The 17,467-nt window shown below is 59.3% G+C and carries 15 protein-coding genes and 4 pseudogenes; 4 read left to right on the plus strand and 15 right to left on the minus strand.

Going from position 1 to position 17,467, the window contains the following annotated elements; genetic code table 11:
- Positions 1–1,164 carry an OpgC domain-containing protein gene (locus GVK95_RS22910; RefSeq protein WP_159953002.1) on the minus strand — a complete coding sequence of 388 codons (1,164 nt, stop codon included), beginning with the start codon at positions 1,162–1,164 and terminating at the stop codon, positions 1–3.
- Entirely contained in the window at positions 1,136–2,770 is a 1,635-nt protein-coding gene (locus tag GVK95_RS22915; RefSeq protein WP_159953003.1) for a thiamine pyrophosphate-binding protein, read from the minus strand. Before GVK95_RS22915 ends, GVK95_RS22910 begins: the two co-directional genes overlap by 29 nt.
- Positions 2,771–2,810: 40 nt before the next feature.
- Here GVK95_RS22915 and GVK95_RS22920 point away from each other — a divergent pair, with 40 nt between their 5' ends.
- Positions 2,811–3,671 (plus strand): poly(3-hydroxybutyrate) depolymerase, encoded by an 861-nt coding sequence (locus GVK95_RS22920; protein WP_244618875.1) that lies wholly within the window; start codon positions 2,811–2,813, stop codon positions 3,669–3,671.
- A 71-nt stretch (positions 3,672–3,742) separates the two neighbouring features.
- On the opposite strand, the gene GVK95_RS22925 is transcribed toward GVK95_RS22920, so the two are convergent.
- The 4 genes and pseudogenes from GVK95_RS22925 to GVK95_RS22940 form a co-directional block, all read right to left on the minus strand.
- On the minus strand, positions 3,743–4,225 hold the full coding sequence (locus GVK95_RS22925; RefSeq protein ID WP_159953004.1) for a hypothetical protein: 483 nt from the start codon (positions 4,223–4,225) through the stop codon (positions 3,743–3,745).
- A 46-nt stretch (positions 4,226–4,271) separates the two neighbouring features.
- Positions 4,272–5,588, minus strand: a complete 1,317-nt coding sequence (locus tag GVK95_RS22930; RefSeq protein WP_159953005.1) for a tetratricopeptide repeat protein — start codon at positions 5,586–5,588, stop codon at positions 4,272–4,274.
- 314 nt (positions 5,589–5,902) lie between these two features.
- A complete protein-coding gene (locus GVK95_RS22935; protein ID WP_159953006.1) occupies positions 5,903–6,595 on the minus strand; it encodes a sigma-70 family RNA polymerase sigma factor in 693 nt (230 codons plus the stop codon).
- Between the two features lie 538 nt (positions 6,596–7,133).
- Positions 7,134–7,451: pseudogene (locus GVK95_RS22940) on the minus strand (IS21 family transposase); the annotation flags it as partial.
- A 173-nt stretch (positions 7,452–7,624) separates the two neighbouring features.
- Between GVK95_RS22940 and GVK95_RS25450 the strand changes: the two are divergent.
- Positions 7,625–7,810 (plus strand): annotated as a pseudogene (locus tag GVK95_RS25450) (hypothetical protein); the annotation flags it as partial.
- Between the two features lie 52 nt (positions 7,811–7,862).
- Here the strand turns inward: GVK95_RS25450 and GVK95_RS22945 are convergent.
- The 4 genes and pseudogenes from GVK95_RS22945 to GVK95_RS22960 all read right to left on the minus strand — a co-directional run.
- Positions 7,863–8,414 (minus strand): hypothetical protein, encoded by a 552-nt coding sequence (locus tag GVK95_RS22945; protein WP_159953007.1) that lies wholly within the window; start codon positions 8,412–8,414, stop codon positions 7,863–7,865.
- Positions 8,415–8,544: 130 nt separating this feature from the next.
- Positions 8,545–8,967: a type II toxin-antitoxin system VapC family toxin gene (locus GVK95_RS22950; protein ID WP_159953008.1), complete on the minus strand. Its 423-nt coding sequence runs from the start codon at positions 8,965–8,967 to the stop codon at positions 8,545–8,547.
- Complete coding sequence (locus tag GVK95_RS22955; RefSeq protein WP_159953009.1) at positions 8,964–9,230, minus strand: type II toxin-antitoxin system Phd/YefM family antitoxin; 267 nt, start codon at positions 9,228–9,230, stop codon at positions 8,964–8,966. Before GVK95_RS22955 ends, GVK95_RS22950 begins: the two co-directional genes overlap by 4 nt.
- An 87-nt stretch (positions 9,231–9,317) precedes the next feature.
- Positions 9,318–9,833, minus strand: a pseudogene (locus tag GVK95_RS22960) (tyrosine-type recombinase/integrase); the annotation flags it as partial.
- A 5-nt stretch (positions 9,834–9,838) separates the two neighbouring features.
- Here GVK95_RS22960 and GVK95_RS22965 point away from each other — a divergent pair.
- A pseudogene (locus GVK95_RS22965) lies at positions 9,839–10,609 on the plus strand (IS21 family transposase); the annotation flags it as partial.
- A complete protein-coding gene (gene istB / locus GVK95_RS22970; RefSeq protein WP_159953010.1) occupies positions 10,606–11,364 on the plus strand; it encodes an IS21-like element helper ATPase IstB in 759 nt (252 codons plus the stop codon). The pseudogene GVK95_RS22965 and the gene istB, both read left to right, overlap by 4 nt.
- 796 nt (positions 11,365–12,160) lie before the next feature.
- Here istB and GVK95_RS22975 read toward each other — a convergent pair.
- From GVK95_RS22975 to GVK95_RS22995, 5 genes are read right to left on the minus strand one after another with little or no spacing between them, the layout of a single operon-like run.
- Positions 12,161–12,907 (minus strand): amino acid ABC transporter ATP-binding protein, encoded by a 747-nt coding sequence (locus tag GVK95_RS22975; RefSeq protein ID WP_159953011.1) that lies wholly within the window; start codon positions 12,905–12,907, stop codon positions 12,161–12,163.
- Entirely contained in the window at positions 12,904–14,001 is a 1,098-nt protein-coding gene (locus tag GVK95_RS22980) for an amino acid ABC transporter permease (RefSeq protein WP_159953012.1), read from the minus strand. Before GVK95_RS22980 ends, GVK95_RS22975 begins: the two co-directional genes overlap by 4 nt.
- Positions 13,998–15,149 (minus strand): ABC transporter permease subunit, encoded by a 1,152-nt coding sequence (locus tag GVK95_RS22985; protein ID WP_159953013.1) that lies wholly within the window; start codon positions 15,147–15,149, stop codon positions 13,998–14,000. Before GVK95_RS22985 ends, GVK95_RS22980 begins: the two co-directional genes overlap by 4 nt.
- A 15-nt stretch (positions 15,150–15,164) precedes the next feature.
- Positions 15,165–16,181 carry an amino acid ABC transporter substrate-binding protein gene (locus tag GVK95_RS22990; protein WP_159953014.1) on the minus strand — a complete coding sequence of 339 codons (1,017 nt, stop codon included), beginning with the start codon at positions 16,179–16,181 and terminating at the stop codon, positions 15,165–15,167.
- Positions 16,182–16,215: 34 nt separating this feature from the next.
- Positions 16,216–17,397 carry a PLP-dependent transferase gene (locus GVK95_RS22995; RefSeq protein WP_159953015.1) on the minus strand — a complete coding sequence of 394 codons (1,182 nt, stop codon included), beginning with the start codon at positions 17,395–17,397 and terminating at the stop codon, positions 16,216–16,218.
- Positions 17,398–17,467: the final 70 nt, after the last annotated feature.

The following is a 17,467-nucleotide window of genomic DNA, read 5'->3' on the forward strand; positions in this document are numbered from 1 at the left end:
TCATGCCTTCCAGGGTGCGGTCTTGAACCAGGCCACCAGATAAGCGGTGGCAATCAGCAGGGCGAAGCCGGTGAGATTGGCAAGCGCCGTCCAGAGTGGCGTGCGGCCGACGTGATCGAGCCAGATGCCGATGATCTGTGCGACAACCATGCCCGTGATGAAGACCGCCAGAGATTGTTGCCCAACCTTCATCAACACGCGGGTGGCGGGGTAGATGCGCGGATGGATCAATCTCTGGCCCCCGACGCCGACGGCGTGAAAGGCGATATAGGCAAGGGCGAGAAAGTGCATGAGCCGCAACAGGCCGAACATAGTCTTGTCGGTCAGTGGCCGGATGGCGTGGGCCGCATCGCGGAAAAAGACTGACGCATCAAGGACCATATACCAGGCGAAGGGAACGGTTGCGACGACGATCATGATCGCCAGCGCCATAACCCAGCGATTGTCGGGCGGCGGAGCGATGGTGCCGCGCATCAGGAAGAACCCGAGGAAGAAGATCAGCTGCCAGCCGAAGGGATTGAAGAACCACGGCCGCTCGGACCATGGTTCCGCCGGCAAATGCACGAGGTAAAACTGGGCGGATAACCAGAGGGCGGCCATCAGCAGGAGAGGGAGACGGCGGTTCAGCCGCTCGGCCAGCAGCATCACCGGCATCAGGGCCAGGATCACCATGTACATCGGGAGGATGTCGAAATAGTTCGGCACATAGGTCAGGGTCATCAGTCCCACAATAAGCGGGGCGGGGGCAGTGAACAGCGGGATGAGATTGAGGCTCTGGATATAGGAGGTTCCATCGGGCTTGTTGCCGGCGATCGCCATCAGCGTTGCGATCACGAGGAAAACGCAGATATGCGACCAGTAGATCTGCCAGATGCGCTGCACCACGCGCGCCGACAGCATGACGATCCCCTCCCGGTCGAACAGGCGGCCGAAGGCAATCGCTGATGCCATGCCCGACAGGAAGACAAACATTTCTGTGGCGTCCGAAAATCCGAAGCGCGCCGGGATCCACAGAGCCCAATGGTCATTCGGCACGTGCGCCAGGAGAATGATAAGCATTCCGATCCCGCGAAATACATCAAGGCGGGGATCGCGAGGGCGCTTGGTGCGCGGAGCATCGGACCTGGCGGCAGGCTCAGAAGGTGTTTTTGTAAGCATCGGCATCAAAACTGCATGAGATTAGAGTAAACGTTGCGCGGTGTTCTGCGGCAGCTAGCTCGCGGCGCAGATCGTCGGCGGTCTCAACGCGAACGCCATGGCCTCCGAAACCCGTGGCGACGGTGGCGAAGTTCGTTTCGCCGAGCGAGACACCGGCCGAGGCCAGGCCGGCAGAGGCCTGCTTCAATGCGATGAGCGCAAGGCTCTGGTCCTGGAAGACCACGATAGTCACGGGATGGCCGAGATCACGCAACGTGGCAAGTTCGCCAATGCCCATCTCAAGCCCGCCATCGCCCATGACCGCGAAGACGCGGCGCTTGGGATCGGCGACCTTTGCTCCGATCGCCAGAGGCAGGGCGGCCGCCATGGTGCAGAAGCCGGCCGACTGGAGCAGGGACAGGGGGCGTGCCGCACTCCATTTTTGCGATAGCAAGATCCGGTGCGCGCCGCTGTCGACCGTCACAAGGCCATCGGGGCCGGCGGCCTCGTTGAGCAGGTCGATGATGGCGTGGGGACCCCAGTCCGAGCGGGTCGCAAAGATCGCTGCGACCTGTTGACGGGCGCGGATGTGCTCGCCGTCAGGCCAGGATGTCTTGGGCTGAACCGCAGTCGCGAGGGCCGATGCTGCATCGGCCGTGTTGACTAGAAAACGGGTCGCGGCATGGTGCATCGCATGATCGGGCGCTGCAGCGGTGATTTCCACGATCTTGTCGGGATCAGACACCGGATCGAGCCAGCCGAGACGCATCTCGATCGGATCGTAGCCGATCATCAGGATCAGATCGGCGCGTCTGATGAGGTCGAGCATGATGGCATCAGCCAGTGGCGAAAGGCCTGCACCGCCGAGAGCGAGAGGATGGGTTTCCGGAATGAGCCCCTTTCCCTTGTAGGTCGTCAGGACCGGGGCGCCGATCGCTTCGGCCAGGCGCAGGATGTGAACACCTGCATTTGCCCTCGCTGCCTCGAAACCGGCCAGGATCAGTGGTCGCTCGGCCTTCGACAGATGCTGCGCTAGGGTCAGAACCGCCGGGTCAGCAGCTCCAACAGCAGGCGCAAGCACCGTTGACGGGCTGATCACCCTCGGATTGGGGTCGACCATGGCCGCGACTGCGGGGGACAGATCGAGATGAACCGGCCCCATCGGTTCCGTCAGGGCAAGCGCCAGCGCCCGGGCAACGGTCGGTCCGGCACTCTCGCACTCGATCTCGAAACTTGCCTTGACCAGAGGCCGCAAAAGCTGGGCGTGATCGATGACCTGATGCGTGTAGCGGGCCCGCGTGGCGCGATCGACAATACCCGAGATGACGATAAGCGGCACATGCTCCTGGGCTGCATCGGCGATGCCGTTCACAGCGTTGGCAAGGCCCGGTCCGACGGTGGTGACGAGAAGGCCCGGCGTCCCGGTGGTAACGCTTGCGCCTGCCGCCATCGAGGCTGCGGCCGTCTCGTGGCGTGCGAGGTGGAACGCGATCCCGGCCTTTTCCAGGCCGTCGATCAAGGTCACGACCTCGCCACCCGGCATGCCGAAGGCGTGACGCACGCCGTGGGCGTTCAATGTGGCCGCAATGGTTTCAACCACCCGGGCGGGCGTTTCGGATTTCGGGTCAAACATGGAGTAAAGGCCTCTCGCAGAATCGTGAAGCGGCGGCAAATTGCGGCACTTCACCAAAGACTGTAGGTGGAAAGCAGGACGTGGGGCAGGAGACGACGGGGTGGCTTTTTCGCAGTTTTTGATGATGTCGGCGGGACTTCTGGCGCCGATTGCCGCGCATGCGGCCGACTGTGGGGACGCCGTCCCCTGTGTTGTGGCGGATGGCTCGTATCGTATCAAGATGCCGGTCTCCGGAACGCCAAAAGGTGTGCTCGTCTTTTTTCACGGCTACAAGAGTTCGGCCGAGTTGCAGATGCAGCACCGCGCCCTTGTCGAGGTGGCCCATGCACACGGGCTCGCCTTTGCGGCTGTTGATGGCTTGAACGGCACTTGGTCTCACCCCAATGCCCCCGGAGATTATCGTGACGAGAAGCGCTTCGTCGGGCACGTGTTCGATGATCTGGAGATGCGGTTCGGCTTCACCGCGAAAAACACGCTGGTCGGCGGGTTCTCGCAAGGCGCGTCGATGGCCTGGTACACGCTCTGCCAGCAGGGAAACCGCACTGCGGGCGCCGTGACCTTCTCCGGTGTTTTCTGGGATCCGCTGCCGAAGCAGGCGGATTGCGTCGCGGACATGCCGCCGATTGTGCACATTCACGGCTCGGCGGACAAGACATTCCCCTTGAGCGGTCGTGCCATCGGTTCCAGCTTCCATCAGGGTGATACATTCAAGAGCATCGCCCTGATCCGCAAACGCGAGAGCTGCGAAAGCGAAGCGCCGGTCGAGAAGACGATTGGTGGCATTTCGTGTGAGGTCACGCCGGGATGCAATCGGGGTGAAGTCGCGCTGTGTATTCATGACGGCGGCCATCAGGTTCGCCCGGAGCATCTGGATGCCGCTCTTCGGGAAATCGGCTTCTGAGGCGCAATTCCGCACACCATCGAAATGGTGTGCGGCATTTCCTGTCTCAAGATCTTGCCGTTTCACAAGGATCAGCGCTCACGAAACCAAACCACATAGGCCACAACCAGCCCGAACAGCCAATGGCCGACGAGCGATGCCCAGGTCAAAGGGATGAAGCCGAGGAAGGCGGGCAGACCGGCGATAAGGTGAGCCATCACATAAAGCGCGAAGATCCAGAGGCCCGTCCCGAAACCGAGCCCTGTCAGGAACAGGGGCAGACGGGGAAACATCATCCGCTGGAGCGGCCGCGCGATAAACAGATACCCGATCGGATAAAAGACGATCCCGACGATTGCGTGGATGACCTCACCCGCAAGACGGTTCTGGAAGCCGAACACGCTTTGGACGAGTGCCGCCGGTTCGAGCGCACCGCCGACAAGGAGCGGTGTTATCGCTCTCGCCCAGAATTCCCAGGTGATGTCTGCGGCCAGCCCCGCGATGACGATGGTGGTGAACAGCCTCCCCGAGATCTGCGGAAACAAAGGCGCACTGTGTGTGTCGATCATGGTCATTGTCGTTCCCTCTTAGTGAACGTCGATAGGGTGCACATTCAAAAAGTTAGAGCGACCTGTGCATTTCGATCGAACCGAGCAGTCGATCTTCGGCATGCAGCAGGCCGCGCACGGCGCGTATTCGAGACAGCCCTGCGGCGTCACCGTTCGTCCCCGCAGCTTTGGCCACCGCGAGCAGGAAGAAATCACGCTGCGCATTGCTGCCACCGATCATCGGTATGTCGAGGACGAGCTGATCGAGCATCCGACGATCGGCGGGCGTGCTCATGCCGGCGATGACACGGGCAAGAGGTAGTCCGACCTCTGCTGCAACGCGGGCCTGGTCGCCGTTGCCGGCAGCTTTCAGCTCCAGTCCACTGATGACGTCGCGCACCCCGGTATACTCTCCAAGCGCGGCAAGAGCTGCCAGCGTGTGCAGTGACGCAAAAACAAGCGTCGTATCGTGCCGCCGCTTCAGCGCGATCTCCGCCAGGTCCGCCCATCGGGAACCCACCTCCACGCCCGTCTGATTGAGCCGCCACAGGAGCGAGACGGCGTTGGCCACATCCCGGAAATCGTCCGTCTGTTGTGGGCGCACTTCTTCGTCATAGATCTTCAGAACGTGTTCGTGATCGCCGCGCTCAAGATGCAGGAGCGCCAGATGCCAGGCCATATGGAAGGCAAAGTTGTTGCAGCGAGACCAGGAGTTCCGGCCCTCTTCGAGCCAGGTTATGCCGGCTGTGGTATCGCCCCGCATCTCGTGCACATGCGACACGGCATGCAGACCCCAGGCATCATCCGGCTGCAGGCGAACGGCGCGCTGTCCGGCCGTTTCGGCTGCCTGGTAGAAGCCATGCTCTTCCAGCGCGAACGCATGACAACCGAGCAGGAAGCCGGCAGCCGGCAGTTCTTCGCTCCAGACTTCCATCACCCGGTTGCTCGCCGAGAGCATTCCCTTGGCATCACCCAGCATGAAGCGCAGGGCATGAGATATCTTGAATGGGAGGAAGGTCGCCGGCCGCTCGGCAAAGCCTTCGTCCAGTCGCTGGGCGGCCATAGAAAACGAGCCGTCCACGGCTGCCGCGAGCGCATGCACCAAGACCTGTTCGTCCCGGGTTCCACCGTCGCGGCTGGCCATGGCTTTTCGCGCTGCAGCCAATGCTTCCGTCGCCGGCGCAACCAGTTCAGACCGGGCGAGGATGAGGTTTGCAAAGCCCTTGAGTGCCAGCGCCGCGACGTGATCGGGATCCGCCGACAGGGTCGACTGGAGCGCGACCCCCGTGTTTGGGCTATGGGCGGCCAGACCGTGAACCGCGGCCTCGAAAGCCGTTTCAGCTTGCGAGCTCACTGTGCTCGTCGAAAAATTGTAGGCATCTAGTCTCATTCGTTCGGCTCCTTGAAAGAACCATCACGATCCGGATTCTTGGGACCAAGAGTTTGCAGGAGTTCATCGGCCACGGGTCCCCGAATGCTGTCGGAGACCAGGCTTCTGGTGATCTTCAGCCCGCGAACATAGGTTCTGCAGTTTTTGCATTGCGCCAGATGAAGAGACATCATCAGCCGGGTCCGCTTCGAACCCTCCCGACTGATATAGTCGCTGGCAATGTTTGGGATTTCTCTACAGCTTAGCAATACCGTTCGCCTCTTGGTTGAAACCCGGTCGGGTTCTGCCCATAAGACTTGGCTGAACCGGGAACGTTACAGCATTCCTTTCACGCTTGCGTGATGGTCCGAATTTTTTCCGACAAGCAAGGTCTCGATCTCATTGCGGATACGCGTGCGGGCGCGGTGAAGCATGACACGCTGGTTTTCCGGTGTCAGCTCAAGAAGCTCGCAAGTCATCGCCGCATCATGACCCTCGACATCCCGCATGATGAGAACAGCCTTCTGCGCCGGCGGAAGCCGTTCGATCATCTCCCGAACATGGTTCCACAATTGGCGTCCGGCGAATATTCGCTCCGGGTTCAGGCCATCGAAGGAGCGCGGTGCGTCGATCCAGTGGCCTGTCGCATCAAACCTTGATGGCGATACGTGATCGTTTTCATCACCACGATCGTTTTCCTGTGCGAGCGGAGCGTAACGTCCTTCGCGCTTGGCATGGGTTTTGGCCTTGTTCAGCAGGATTGCGATGATCCAGGTCGACAGTGCCGCCTTGCCTTCGAACCGGGAGATGTTTGCAATCACCGAAAGCCATGTCTCTTGAGCCACGTCCTCCGCCGTCGCACGGTTCTTCACGATGGACTGCGCTAGGCCGACAAGGGCAGCATGGTGACGTTCGACGAGCAGACGCAGGGCCTCTGGATCGCCACTCCGAAGCTGATCGAGAAACAGTCCATCCGCATGAATTCGCAGTCCGAAGCCGATTGCGGCAATGAAGAATGTGAAGCCCATTTTTACTCCGCTCAGTGCGCGCATCCCGAACACCTGGAAGCGAATAAGCGTCGTTCAAGACAGGAAAGTAAAGGTCGTGAAGGCTGCGTCTCGGGAAATTGAACAATCTCAACAGCGTCACGGGTCAGGCCAAGGGCCAACCCTATGGGGTCAAAAGCATTCTGCTCAGCATATCGGTGGAGGGGCGTCGACCCCCGGTCACGATGCCGAGGAAACGGTGCGCCGCTTCTCTCGCCTTGTCGAGGCTGGTTCCTCCTCTACGCGAACATCTGAATGCCCGCTTCCCCAATGAGTATGATGGGACCGGTCAGTCCGCAAACGGCACCAAACTAGCCATCGCAAGCAGGCCAACACCGAGTATCTTCAAACGCTCTCTGGACTGTGCATATCGAAACCGAAGGTTACCCGGAATCCGCCGGCGTCGCGACCAGCACTTTTGGCCTTCATAAGAGTTGCGATTGCCTCGAACGCGAAGCGCTCAATGGGATGCGATATGATTAGGGAGATCGTGCCATCGATCAATCTGCCCATGGCCGGTCGGATGCGACAGCGGTACGAACACCTCCTGGCGACGTTGATCCCGCTCGCGTATGTAATCCTTGATGATCGTGTAGCCGCCGGTGAACCCGCGCTCATCACGAAGACGGTCGAACACCCGCTTGGCTGTATGGCGCTGCTTGTGCGGCACCTTCAGGTCCTCATCAAGCCAATGATCGATGGTCGAAACGAACGCATCCAGTTTGGGTCGCCGGATCGGCAACTGACGCTGATAACCGGGCGGCGTCGAACACGAAACCATCTTGGCAACGCTGTCGCGCGATATGTTGAAATGCTCCGCAGCCTGACGACGGCTCATTCCTTCCGAGCAAGCCAGTCGAACCTTCAGATATAATTCCACGGTGTAGATCCCCAGACCCTCCTGCATGCGTCGCAGAAGGGTAAATAGGTGGCCGACTTTTACGCCGCCCGAAGCAGGACAATCCCGCCGCTACCGTGGACTAATTTTACACCGCCGCTCTCAATATCAGAAGTCAGGGCATTCTCATTCCGGACGAGCTGCTTTCCCAGGTCGCACCGTTACCATGGGTGCATATCGCACTCACCGGCGACTACCTCTGGAACGAAATTGACCGCCCCCTCGAACGGTTCAGGCCAATCCGAGCTAACCGCTTCAATCCAAACAACTTCAAATTCGCTCAGCGTGTATTATTGTAGAAATGCCCACGGAGCCCCAATCTGGCTGATATCGCGATTGATGCGCCCAAGTTTACCACCGGGGATCCGGCCATTCGGCATTTTCCCAGGCAGCGAATTCTTCAGGAGAGATCAGGGTCTTTTCGCCGTTCTTCAGTCGCATAGGGTAGAAGCGATCATACATCGGATCGAAACTCGAAAGGAGCTGCGCAAAGCCGGACTTTCGTTGCGCTTTCGTCCATGAGCAGAATATCCCCCCGCGGCTGTCGATCATGTCGAATACTTCAGGCTGTGCTGGATCAAGGCGCTGCCAGAGACCAATAATGCGCTCAGCCTGTGCACCAAAATCCTCGCGCAGCGCATCTTCGATGACGGCCTCCAGGGCGTAGGTGATAGCTTGGGTCTTGGCCGTATGGCTTAGGAAAGCGAGGGATTGCCTCAACAGCCTCTGCTGCAGCAGAAGAACTGGCCAGAGGATCTGGACACCGTACCGAACACCAATTTCTTCAAAATGCTTTGGCGGCTGGATAACCTCACGTTGCCGCTCAAAGGCTTTGCGCACATCGTAGGCCAGGCCCAGAAACGAGCCTTCCTTGTCGATGACAATCGTTGAGCGGTCATTCACCTCGTGGACGACTTCGTGCAGCTAGGTCAGGGACGTGTGGTCTCCGACGAGCAGGATGCCAGCGTGGTTTTTGAGCAAGCTGTATGAGAGCATGCAGACTAATCCTTTCCATCGACGAACATGGGGTTGATCAAGCCGCCCATGGGTTGATTATATCAACTCCGAAGCCTTCAAAATCCTTTGTGTTGCGTGTCGCAAGCGTCAACTGATGAGCGACGGCAGTGGCTGCAATCAGCCCGTCCATCGAGGCGAGCCCACGACCGCTTCGCTTGGCAAGCGCCATGAGATCGCCCCAGGCCAGGGCGACTGGTCCTTCCACTGGAATAATCCGATTTTCGAAGCGCTGAGGCAGATCATGCGCGAGCCATTCGCCCAAGGCATCGCGTTTTCGTCCGCTATCCATCAACGCGACGCCGCGGCGAATTTCAGCAATCGATACGATGCTGATGAACGTGCGGTCTTCGTCCAACCCGTGAATCCATCTCAGAACACCTTCATCTGGACTAGGTTTTGTAACTTCCGACAGCACATTCGTATCGAGCAGCAGTCTCACAACGACAAGTCACGCGGCTCGTCATGTTGACGTTGAAGATCCAGATCCGCTCCGCGCAGAGGCGATGCCAACAGAAATTCCGCAAGCGATCCCCTGCGCCCAGTTTTCTTCTGCCACTCATCTGCAGAAACGACGACCACGCTCGGCTTTCCGTTGCGGGTAATCGTTTGAGGTGCCAATTGCGCGCGCTCCATGACTTCCGAGAGCTTTGCCTTCGCGCCAGCGACCGTCCAGCTCATATCGTCGTGCGTTGATGTTTGCATCGCTTCACCTATAACCAAAATGACTATAGTGACTATAATGCGCCAGCGGTTTTTCTGCAAGAGCTTGAACGGCAGAGGAGGGGATAGCTAGAGCCCGGACGCCTTGGTCAAATTCACGCGGAAGCGATCACGTCGCTGTTGATATCTGCGTGTCATCTCTGCTGATGCGTGCCCAAGCTGCTTCTGTACGTAGCGCTCATCGACTTCGGCCGAGGAGGCGAGGCCAGCCCGCAGCGAGTGGCCAGAGAACTTGAACGACCTTTCGATCTCGCTGAGATCACCGCGAACGCCAGCTGCCATTGCAGCGCGTTTCACAAGCCGGGCCACCTCCTTGTCGTTCAGCCGCTCTGACCCGACAGCCTTCCCTTGCCCCGTGACGCGGCGAAAGAGGGGGCCATGGGCCATCCTTGCGAACTTGATCCAGGTCTCAATCGCGGCAACCGGACACGTCGTATCGGACGAACCGCGGCCGATCTCGACCTCTCGCCATCCGGTTTTGCCGCGCAGGGTGAGGAGCATGCCCTTGTCGAGGATCTCAATCCAGCCGCGTCCGTCCTCAGTCTGGTTGGCCTTCAGATCAAGGCCGACGATTTCGGAGCGCCTATGCCCGGCGCAACTTCATGGTGCCGATCCCGCAGTTTGCGACATGGGAGGCGTTCAACGTCTGGCTGGAAGAGCAATGCCGCAAGCGCCAGCGCGACAGGTTGCGCGAAGAGAGCGAGACGATCGGAGAACGGCTACAGCGGGATCTTGCTGCCATGCGTGCATTACCGGCATCTCCATTCGATGCCTGCGATCAGGCCGGCGTCAAGGTAACGGCCCAGTCGTTGGTGCGTTACAAGACCAATGACTATTCCGTGCCGGTCGCCTACGGCCATCAGGATGTCTGGGTCCGGGGTTATGTCAACGAAGCGGTGATTGGCTGCCGCGGCGAGATCATCGCCCGCCATCCGAGGTGCTGGGAACGGGAAGACGTCGTCTTCGATCCCGTTCATTACCTGCCGCTGATCGAGCAGAAGATCAATGCGCTGGATCAGGCAGCACCTCTCCAGGGCTGGGATTTTCCAGAGGAATTCGCCACCCTGCGGCGGCTGATGGAAGGCCGCATGGCCAAGCACGGCCGACGTGAGTACGTGCAGGTCTTGCGCCTGCTGGAAAGCTTCGAGCTCGCGGACCTGCATGCGGCCGTGAAGCAGGCTCTCCAACTCGGCGCGATCGGCTTCGACGCCGTCAAGCATCTGATCCTGTGCCGGGTGGAGCGCCGGCCGCCACGACTGGACCTGTCCATCTATCCCTACCTGCCGAGGGCGACGGTCGAAACGACATCCGCGAAGGCCTATATGCGACTGCTTTCCGCGCATGAGGAGGAAGCGGCATGACCGTCGAAGCCCCGGAGATTCTTCTCTCCCATTATCTCAAAACCCTGAAGCTTCCGACCTTCCAGCGCGAGTATCAGAAGCTGGCCCGGCTATGCGCCACAGAGGGCGTCGATCATCTTGGATACCTGTTTCGGCTTTCCGAACGGGAGATGATCGAACGGGACCGCCGCAAGGTCGAGCGTCGCATCAAGGCGGCCAGGTTCCCGGTCGTCAAAAGCCTCGACAGCTTCGACTTCGCCGCCATCCCCAAGCTCAACAAGATGCAGGTGCTGGAACTGGACCGTTACGAATGGATCGAGCGTCGCGAGAACGTGATCGCGCTTGGGCCCAGCGGTACGGGCAAAACCCACGTGGCTCTCGGTCTCGGCCTATCAGCCTGCCAAAAGGGGCTGTCTGTCGGCTTCACCACGGCCGCCGCCCTGGTCAGCGAGATGATGGAGGCCCGTGACGAAAGGCGTCTGCTTCGCTTCCAGAAGCAAATGGCCGCATACCAGCTTCTCATCATTGACGAGCTGGGCTTCGTACCGCTTTCCAAGACTGGCGCAGAATTGCTCTTTGAGCTGATATCGCAACGCTACGAGCGCGGAGCCACCCTGATCACCAGCAATCTTCCGTTCGACGAATGGACGGAAACCTTGGGATCCGAGCGTCTGACCGGCGCGCTGCTCGATCGCATCACCCACCACGTCAACATCCTTGAGATGAACGGCGACAGCTATCGTCTCGCCCAAAGCCGAGCCCGAAAGGCAGGCTGAAAACCCTTCGGAAAATCGACGCGCACGCATAAGCCCCCCCCGCTCGGGCTACGCCCTCTCGGAGGTCTCATGCGTGCGCAGACCGTGGCCTACTGTTTCTCCGGCGCGTGGCCTTATTTTGATCCGCCGTTGACATTCGGTACCCATTGCACCTAGCCCAATGCACCTACGGCTTTCGATTGCCGGCAACGTACGACGCTATTGGCTCACCCAACGGCTCTCGAACGACCTGCCAGTCTGCCAGGTTTGCAGACCTGTGCTGGCCGTCTCACAGGGCAAGGTAATCGGATCACGGCGCATTTCGAACTCGTTATCGATGAGATAGCCAAAAACGAAGCAGGCGTCCGAGTATTCGCCGCGGACTGCATTCTTTGTCGTGACCGAGGTTTTGATGACTACTGCTTCGAGCCGGCGTCCCTGCCAATCGGCCGTACCATAGTCGACCAGCTCGTCATTGTACCGGTCGACCACCCAACCATTTGAGCTTCGCTCGGACCGCCAGCTAGCCAGATCAGGGAACAGTGCCGCAATCTGCGCCAGAGCTGTTGAATTTCAGCAGGATTTGATCCGTTTTTCCACGTTGCGCCGCCCCACCTAAATCGGCGTAACCATCTGCTTCTAAACAAATATTTAGAGTTGAGCGGGGTCACGGCGCAATGAAAAACTGGATCAATCTCACCCGGCAATCAACACGCTGACTTCATATCGTCACGCGGACGATAGCCTGCGGGCTATACGTGGATATTGCCTGTCCAGGTTCGAAGCGAGCAATCCGGCTTCGTCCGCCATGGTGGCATCAATGCATTATGTTGGCCAGAAATCGCTTTGTACTTTCCTGCTTCGGTGTGTCGAAAAAGGCCGCTGGCGAATTAACCTCAATGACTTCGCCAGCTTCCATGAACACGACGCGATCCGCTACCTGGCGCGCGAAGCCCATTTCGTGGGTGACAACGATCATGGTCATGCCTTCTTCGGCAAGGGTGACCATGGTGTCGAGAACCTCTTTCACCATTTCCGGATCGAGTGCCGAGGTTGGCTCGTCAAACAGCATGATCTTCGGCGTCATGCAGAGAGCTCGGGCGATCGCCACGCGCTGCTGCTGGCCGCCGGATAGCTGACCGGGATACTTGTCGGCCTGTTCAGGTATCCGGACTTTTCGCAGGAAATGCATGGCCATCTCTTCAGCATCCTTGCGCCGCTTTCCCCGGGAAAGGATCTGGGGCAGGGCGCAGTTCTCCTTCACCGTCAGGTGTGGAAAAAGGTTGAAGTGCTGGAACACCATGCCGACCTCGCGGCGGATCGCGTCAAGGTTCTTGACGCTGTCATTAAGGGCGATGCCGTTGACGGATATGCTGCCTTTCTGGTGCTCTTCCAGCCGGTTGACGCAGCGGATCAGCGTCGATTTGCCTGAGCCAGAGGGACCGCACACGACAATGCGCTCGCCGGTCGCAACGCTCAGGTCGATGTTTCTCAGCACGTGGAAGGAACCATACCATTTGTCGAGGGCGGAGACCTCGATGGCGTTCAGTGTGTTCGGGGTCATCGATAGCTCCGGGATTGGACACGGGTTTCAAGCCAGCGGCTGTAGTTTGATATGCCAAAGCAGATCAGAAAGTAGATCATGGCGACAAAGACGTAGCTCTCCACATAAGGAGCCGGCCAGACAGGGTCGGTGGCTGCCACGCGACTGGCGCTCAGCATGTCGAATACGCCGACGATGAGAACGAGGCTGGTATTCTTGACCATCACGATCGCTGTGTTGGTCAGCGGAGGAATGACCTTCTGCAGCGCCTGCGGGAGCACAATGTGCCATACGGCTTTCCAGCCAGGTATGCCGAGAGCCTTTGCAGCCTCTATCTGGCCGGCAGGAACGCCCTGCAACCCGCCACGGATGACTTCTGCCAGATAGGCGGCGGCAAATACCGTAAGTGCCGCAAGGGTGCGACCGAGCTTGTCGATCGACCATCCGGCCGGCAGCAGCAGCGGCAACAGGATGGAGGCGACAAATAGCAGGCCGACCAGCGGCAGGCCACGGACCAGCTCGATCGTCAGCAGGGACAGCATTCGTGGTATCGGCAGGGTTGAGCGTCTGCCAAGCGCAAGGAAGACAGCGAACGGAAATCCGAGCCCCAGGGAGAGCAACGCGAGCAGGAGCGTGATGGGAAGCCCACCCCAGCTCGACGTCGGAACATCAGCCAGTCCGAAGACGCCGCCCCACATCAGGACAAGCATGATTGCAACCGCCGTGATCCAGGCGACGATGAGCTTCTGGCCCCAAAGTTTCGGGGAGAGTGAGGCAAGGATCATCGTGAGGATGAGGCTCATCACCAGCAGAGGCCGCCATTGTTCGTCCGGCGGGTAGACGCCGAAGATGATGAAGCGGAACTTCGCCGCGATGAAGGCCCAGCAGGCTCCGCCTTCTCGGCAGGTGGATGGATCGTCGGCAACCCACACCGCATCCAACACAGCCCAGTTGAGAGCCGGGATCATTGCAATCAGCAGAAAGCCGGTCGTGACGGTGAGAACTGACGCAACAAGATCGCCGAAAAAGAGCTGGAGGATCGGCTTGCGCGGTGGTTTTGGTGGTGCGGATGGTTCGACATGCGCAATCGGAGTGCTGATGTCGATGGTGGTCATCGTGCCTCCACCAACGCGACGCGCACATTGTACCAGTTCATGAGGAGGGATACGGCGATGCTGATGGTCAGAAAGATGCCCAACAGAAGAGCAATGCTCTCGATCACCTGACCGGTCTGATTGATCACCGTGCCGACGACAAGGCCGAGTTCCGGATATCCGACGGCCAGGGCCAGAGTGGTGTTTTTGACGGTCGAAAGATATTGCGACGTCATCGGCGGGATGATGATGCGCAGCGCCTGGGGGATGATGATCTTGGTGAGCGTATGCTGTTCCGAAAGCCCGATCGCACGGCCTGCCTCCCACTGTCCAAGCGACACCGCATCGATGCCACCGCGAATGATCTCACCGATGAAGGCGGATGTGTAAATCACAAGCCCCAGCATGAGGGCCGCGAATTCCGGGGATAGTCTAAGGCCACCAACAAAATTGAAACCCTTCATCTCCGGAAAGCTGACGATCGCCGTGGGCTGAAACAGCAAGCCGAGGGTGGAGGCGATAACGGCAGCGAGCGCCAGCAGCGAAAAAACGGGATGACGAATATTCATTCGCCCCGCCGCGACCATGCGACGTCCAATGGCAGCGGTCATGAAAGTACCCGCCAAGACAACGCATATCAGGATCATGGCACCCCCGTCGAACTGGACGGAGGGAATGTAGAAACCGCGCAACGACAAGAAGACGCCTGGTAGCGGGTTGTAGGCTTCACGCGGCGCGGGCAGCGCCGTCGTCGCGAGCGCATACCAGAACAGCAAGTGGACGATCAGCGGCATGTTGCGCATGGTCGTCACGAATATGCCGGCCGCGCCTGAGGTCAGCGGATGCTTCGACCGTCGTGCAAGTCCGACGACCAGACCGAGTGCGGTGGACAGAAAAATCGCAAGGACTGAGATGACCAGCGTGTTCCCGACCCCCGTGACATAGGCCCAGAGGAACGTGTCGGAAGGGTTGTATGGCAGAACGCTTTCCGAGATCGGGAAATTGGCTGGGCGCCACAGGAAGTCGAAGCCAACTCTGATTCCGCGGGCGTCGAGGTTCGTGACGGTGTTGCTGACGAGCCAGGAGAGCAGGGCGGCAAAGCCGCCCAGCAGAAGGATCTGCCCACCCCAGCTTCGAAACTGTCTGTTGTCCAAAACAGCCGAGATCATAAGAGGCTCCCCCGATTACTGGAATGCGATCGGGAACATCAGGCCGCCGTCGGAAAACAACCTGTTCGGACCGCGATCAATCTTCAGGGCGCTGCCTTTACCGAGGTTCCGATCGAACATCTCACCGTAATTGCCGAGTTGCTTGACGATGTTGTAGGCAAATTTGTCATCGAGCCCGAGCGCCTTGCCATTGCCCGGCTCAACACCGAGGAAGCGCTTCACCCGTGGATCGTCCGACATTATCATGTCATCGATATTGGCCTGGGTGATGCCATAGAGTTCGGCATTGAGCAGAGCCTGAATAGACCAGTTGACGATGTCCAACCAATTGTCGTCGCCATGGCGTACCGCGGGCGTCAAGGCATCCATGTATTCGGTCGCTGGAAAGATAACGAAGTCGTCCGGATTGTCCGATTGCGTTGCGCGAACGGAAGCAAGGGCTGCCGCATCGGTGATCAGGGAATCGCATCGACCGGAAAAGAAGGCCTGTCTGGTCGCGGCGACATTGTCGAAGATGACGGGTTTCAGCTCAAGCTTCAATCTGGTTGACACGTCGTTGACGACAACCTCCGTCGTGGACCCGGTCTGCACACAGACGGAAGCGCCGGTCATATCCTCGACCTTGGTCACGCCCGAGGATTTCGCCACCATGAAACCCGTGAATTCATAGTAGGTCGGGGTGGTGAAATTGATGCCGTTGGCGTCCCGCTGCAGCGTCCAGGTCAGGGTACGCGGTAGGATGTCGATTTCGCCGGTTTGCAGGGCGGGGATACGCTGCTGACCGCTGAGTGGGACAAATTCGACCTTGTCCTTGTTGCCAAAGATGGCGACGGCGACTGCACGGCAGGTCTCGACATCGAGGCCTGTCCAATGGCCCTTGTCGTCAGGCGAGCCGAAGCCCACGGTACCTTGGCTTGCACCGCAGACGATGTGGCCCCGCGCCTTGACCTTGTCCAATGTGGGGCCAGCGTTTGCAGCGGTGGCCGCAAGCACGACGCTTGCGGCAAGGGTGGCAATCTTCCAGTTGTTCATGTTGTTCCCTTTATTTTTATGGGGTTGGGATGGTTTAGGCGGTTTTCGCGGTCGCGAACCCGGATGCGATCGCGTCAATGATAGGTTCCAGATCAGCCCAGAGGTCGGCTTCGTCCTCAAGGCCGATGCTGATCCGCAGGATTGTTCCCGGATGGGTGTCTGGATCGGTCACACGGCTGATGGTCATGGGCGCAAGCAGGCTATGGGTGCCCCCCCAGGATGCGCCGATCGAAAAGGTCTTTGCGGCGGTCAGGAGGGCCGGAAGGGCGTCTTCGGCATGAGCTGGGATGACGACGCTGAACACACCGCTCGCCCCGGTAAAGTCCCGCTTCCAGACCTCGTATCCAGGTACTGATGGCAGTGCGGGATGAAGGACGAGACCTCTTGCGACACGGCTTTCGATCCGTCTGGCGAAATCGAGCGCCACGCGTCCGGAATGGGCGAGACGAACCCCCATCGTCTCCAGGCCGCGTAAGGCGAGAGCACAGTCGTCCGGTGAAACGCCGAGGCCGATCATGCGCATTGTGTCCTTGAGCCGGCGGTGCAGGTCGATATCCTTGACCGCGATCGAGCCCATCAAAAGATCGGAGTGGCCACCGACATATTTGGTCAGCGCCATGGACGAGAAGTCCATGCCATGGGCCAAAGGCTTGAAATAGAGTGGTGTCGCCCAGGTATTGTCGCAGCCTGTCAGAATGCCGCGGGCCTTGGCCACTGCTACGATCGCGGGAATGTTCTGGATTTCCATCGTTGTTGAACCTGGCGTTTCCGTCCAGATCAACTTGACCGTCTCGTCGATCAATTCAGTGATTCCGCGACCGATCATCGGGTCATAGACCCGGAAGGAAATGCCACGCGGCTTCAGATAGTTCTCGCAAAATCCTGCAACCGGTGGATAAGCGCTGTCCGGGATCAGCACCGTATCGCCAGGCATCAGGACGGACAGAAACACGATCGTGATCGCTGCCTGGCCGGATGGCACCAGCACTGTTCGTAGTCCCTGTTCCAGTGCGGTAATCGACGCTTCAAGTGTGCGAGACGTCGGCGTGCCGTGCAGGCCATAGGTATAGCCGTCGGGGCCGCGATATTTGCGATTGGCATAGGCTTCCGCGCTGTCGAACACGATTGTGGAAGCGCGGTAGGTCGGTATTGCCAGGCTTGCAAAACCTTCATGGGAGACTTCGGGCCGTTTTACGCAGAGCGTCTTGTCACGCATGGACTGTCCTCATTGGAAATCTCCAACAGTCTAGGCGGGCACAGGGTAGACAAACAATTGATCAGGCCGT

Origin of the sequence: Rhizobium sp. 18065 (assembly GCF_902706095.1) — a bacterium.
Classification (GTDB): Bacteria; Pseudomonadota; Alphaproteobacteria; order Rhizobiales; family Rhizobiaceae; genus Allorhizobium.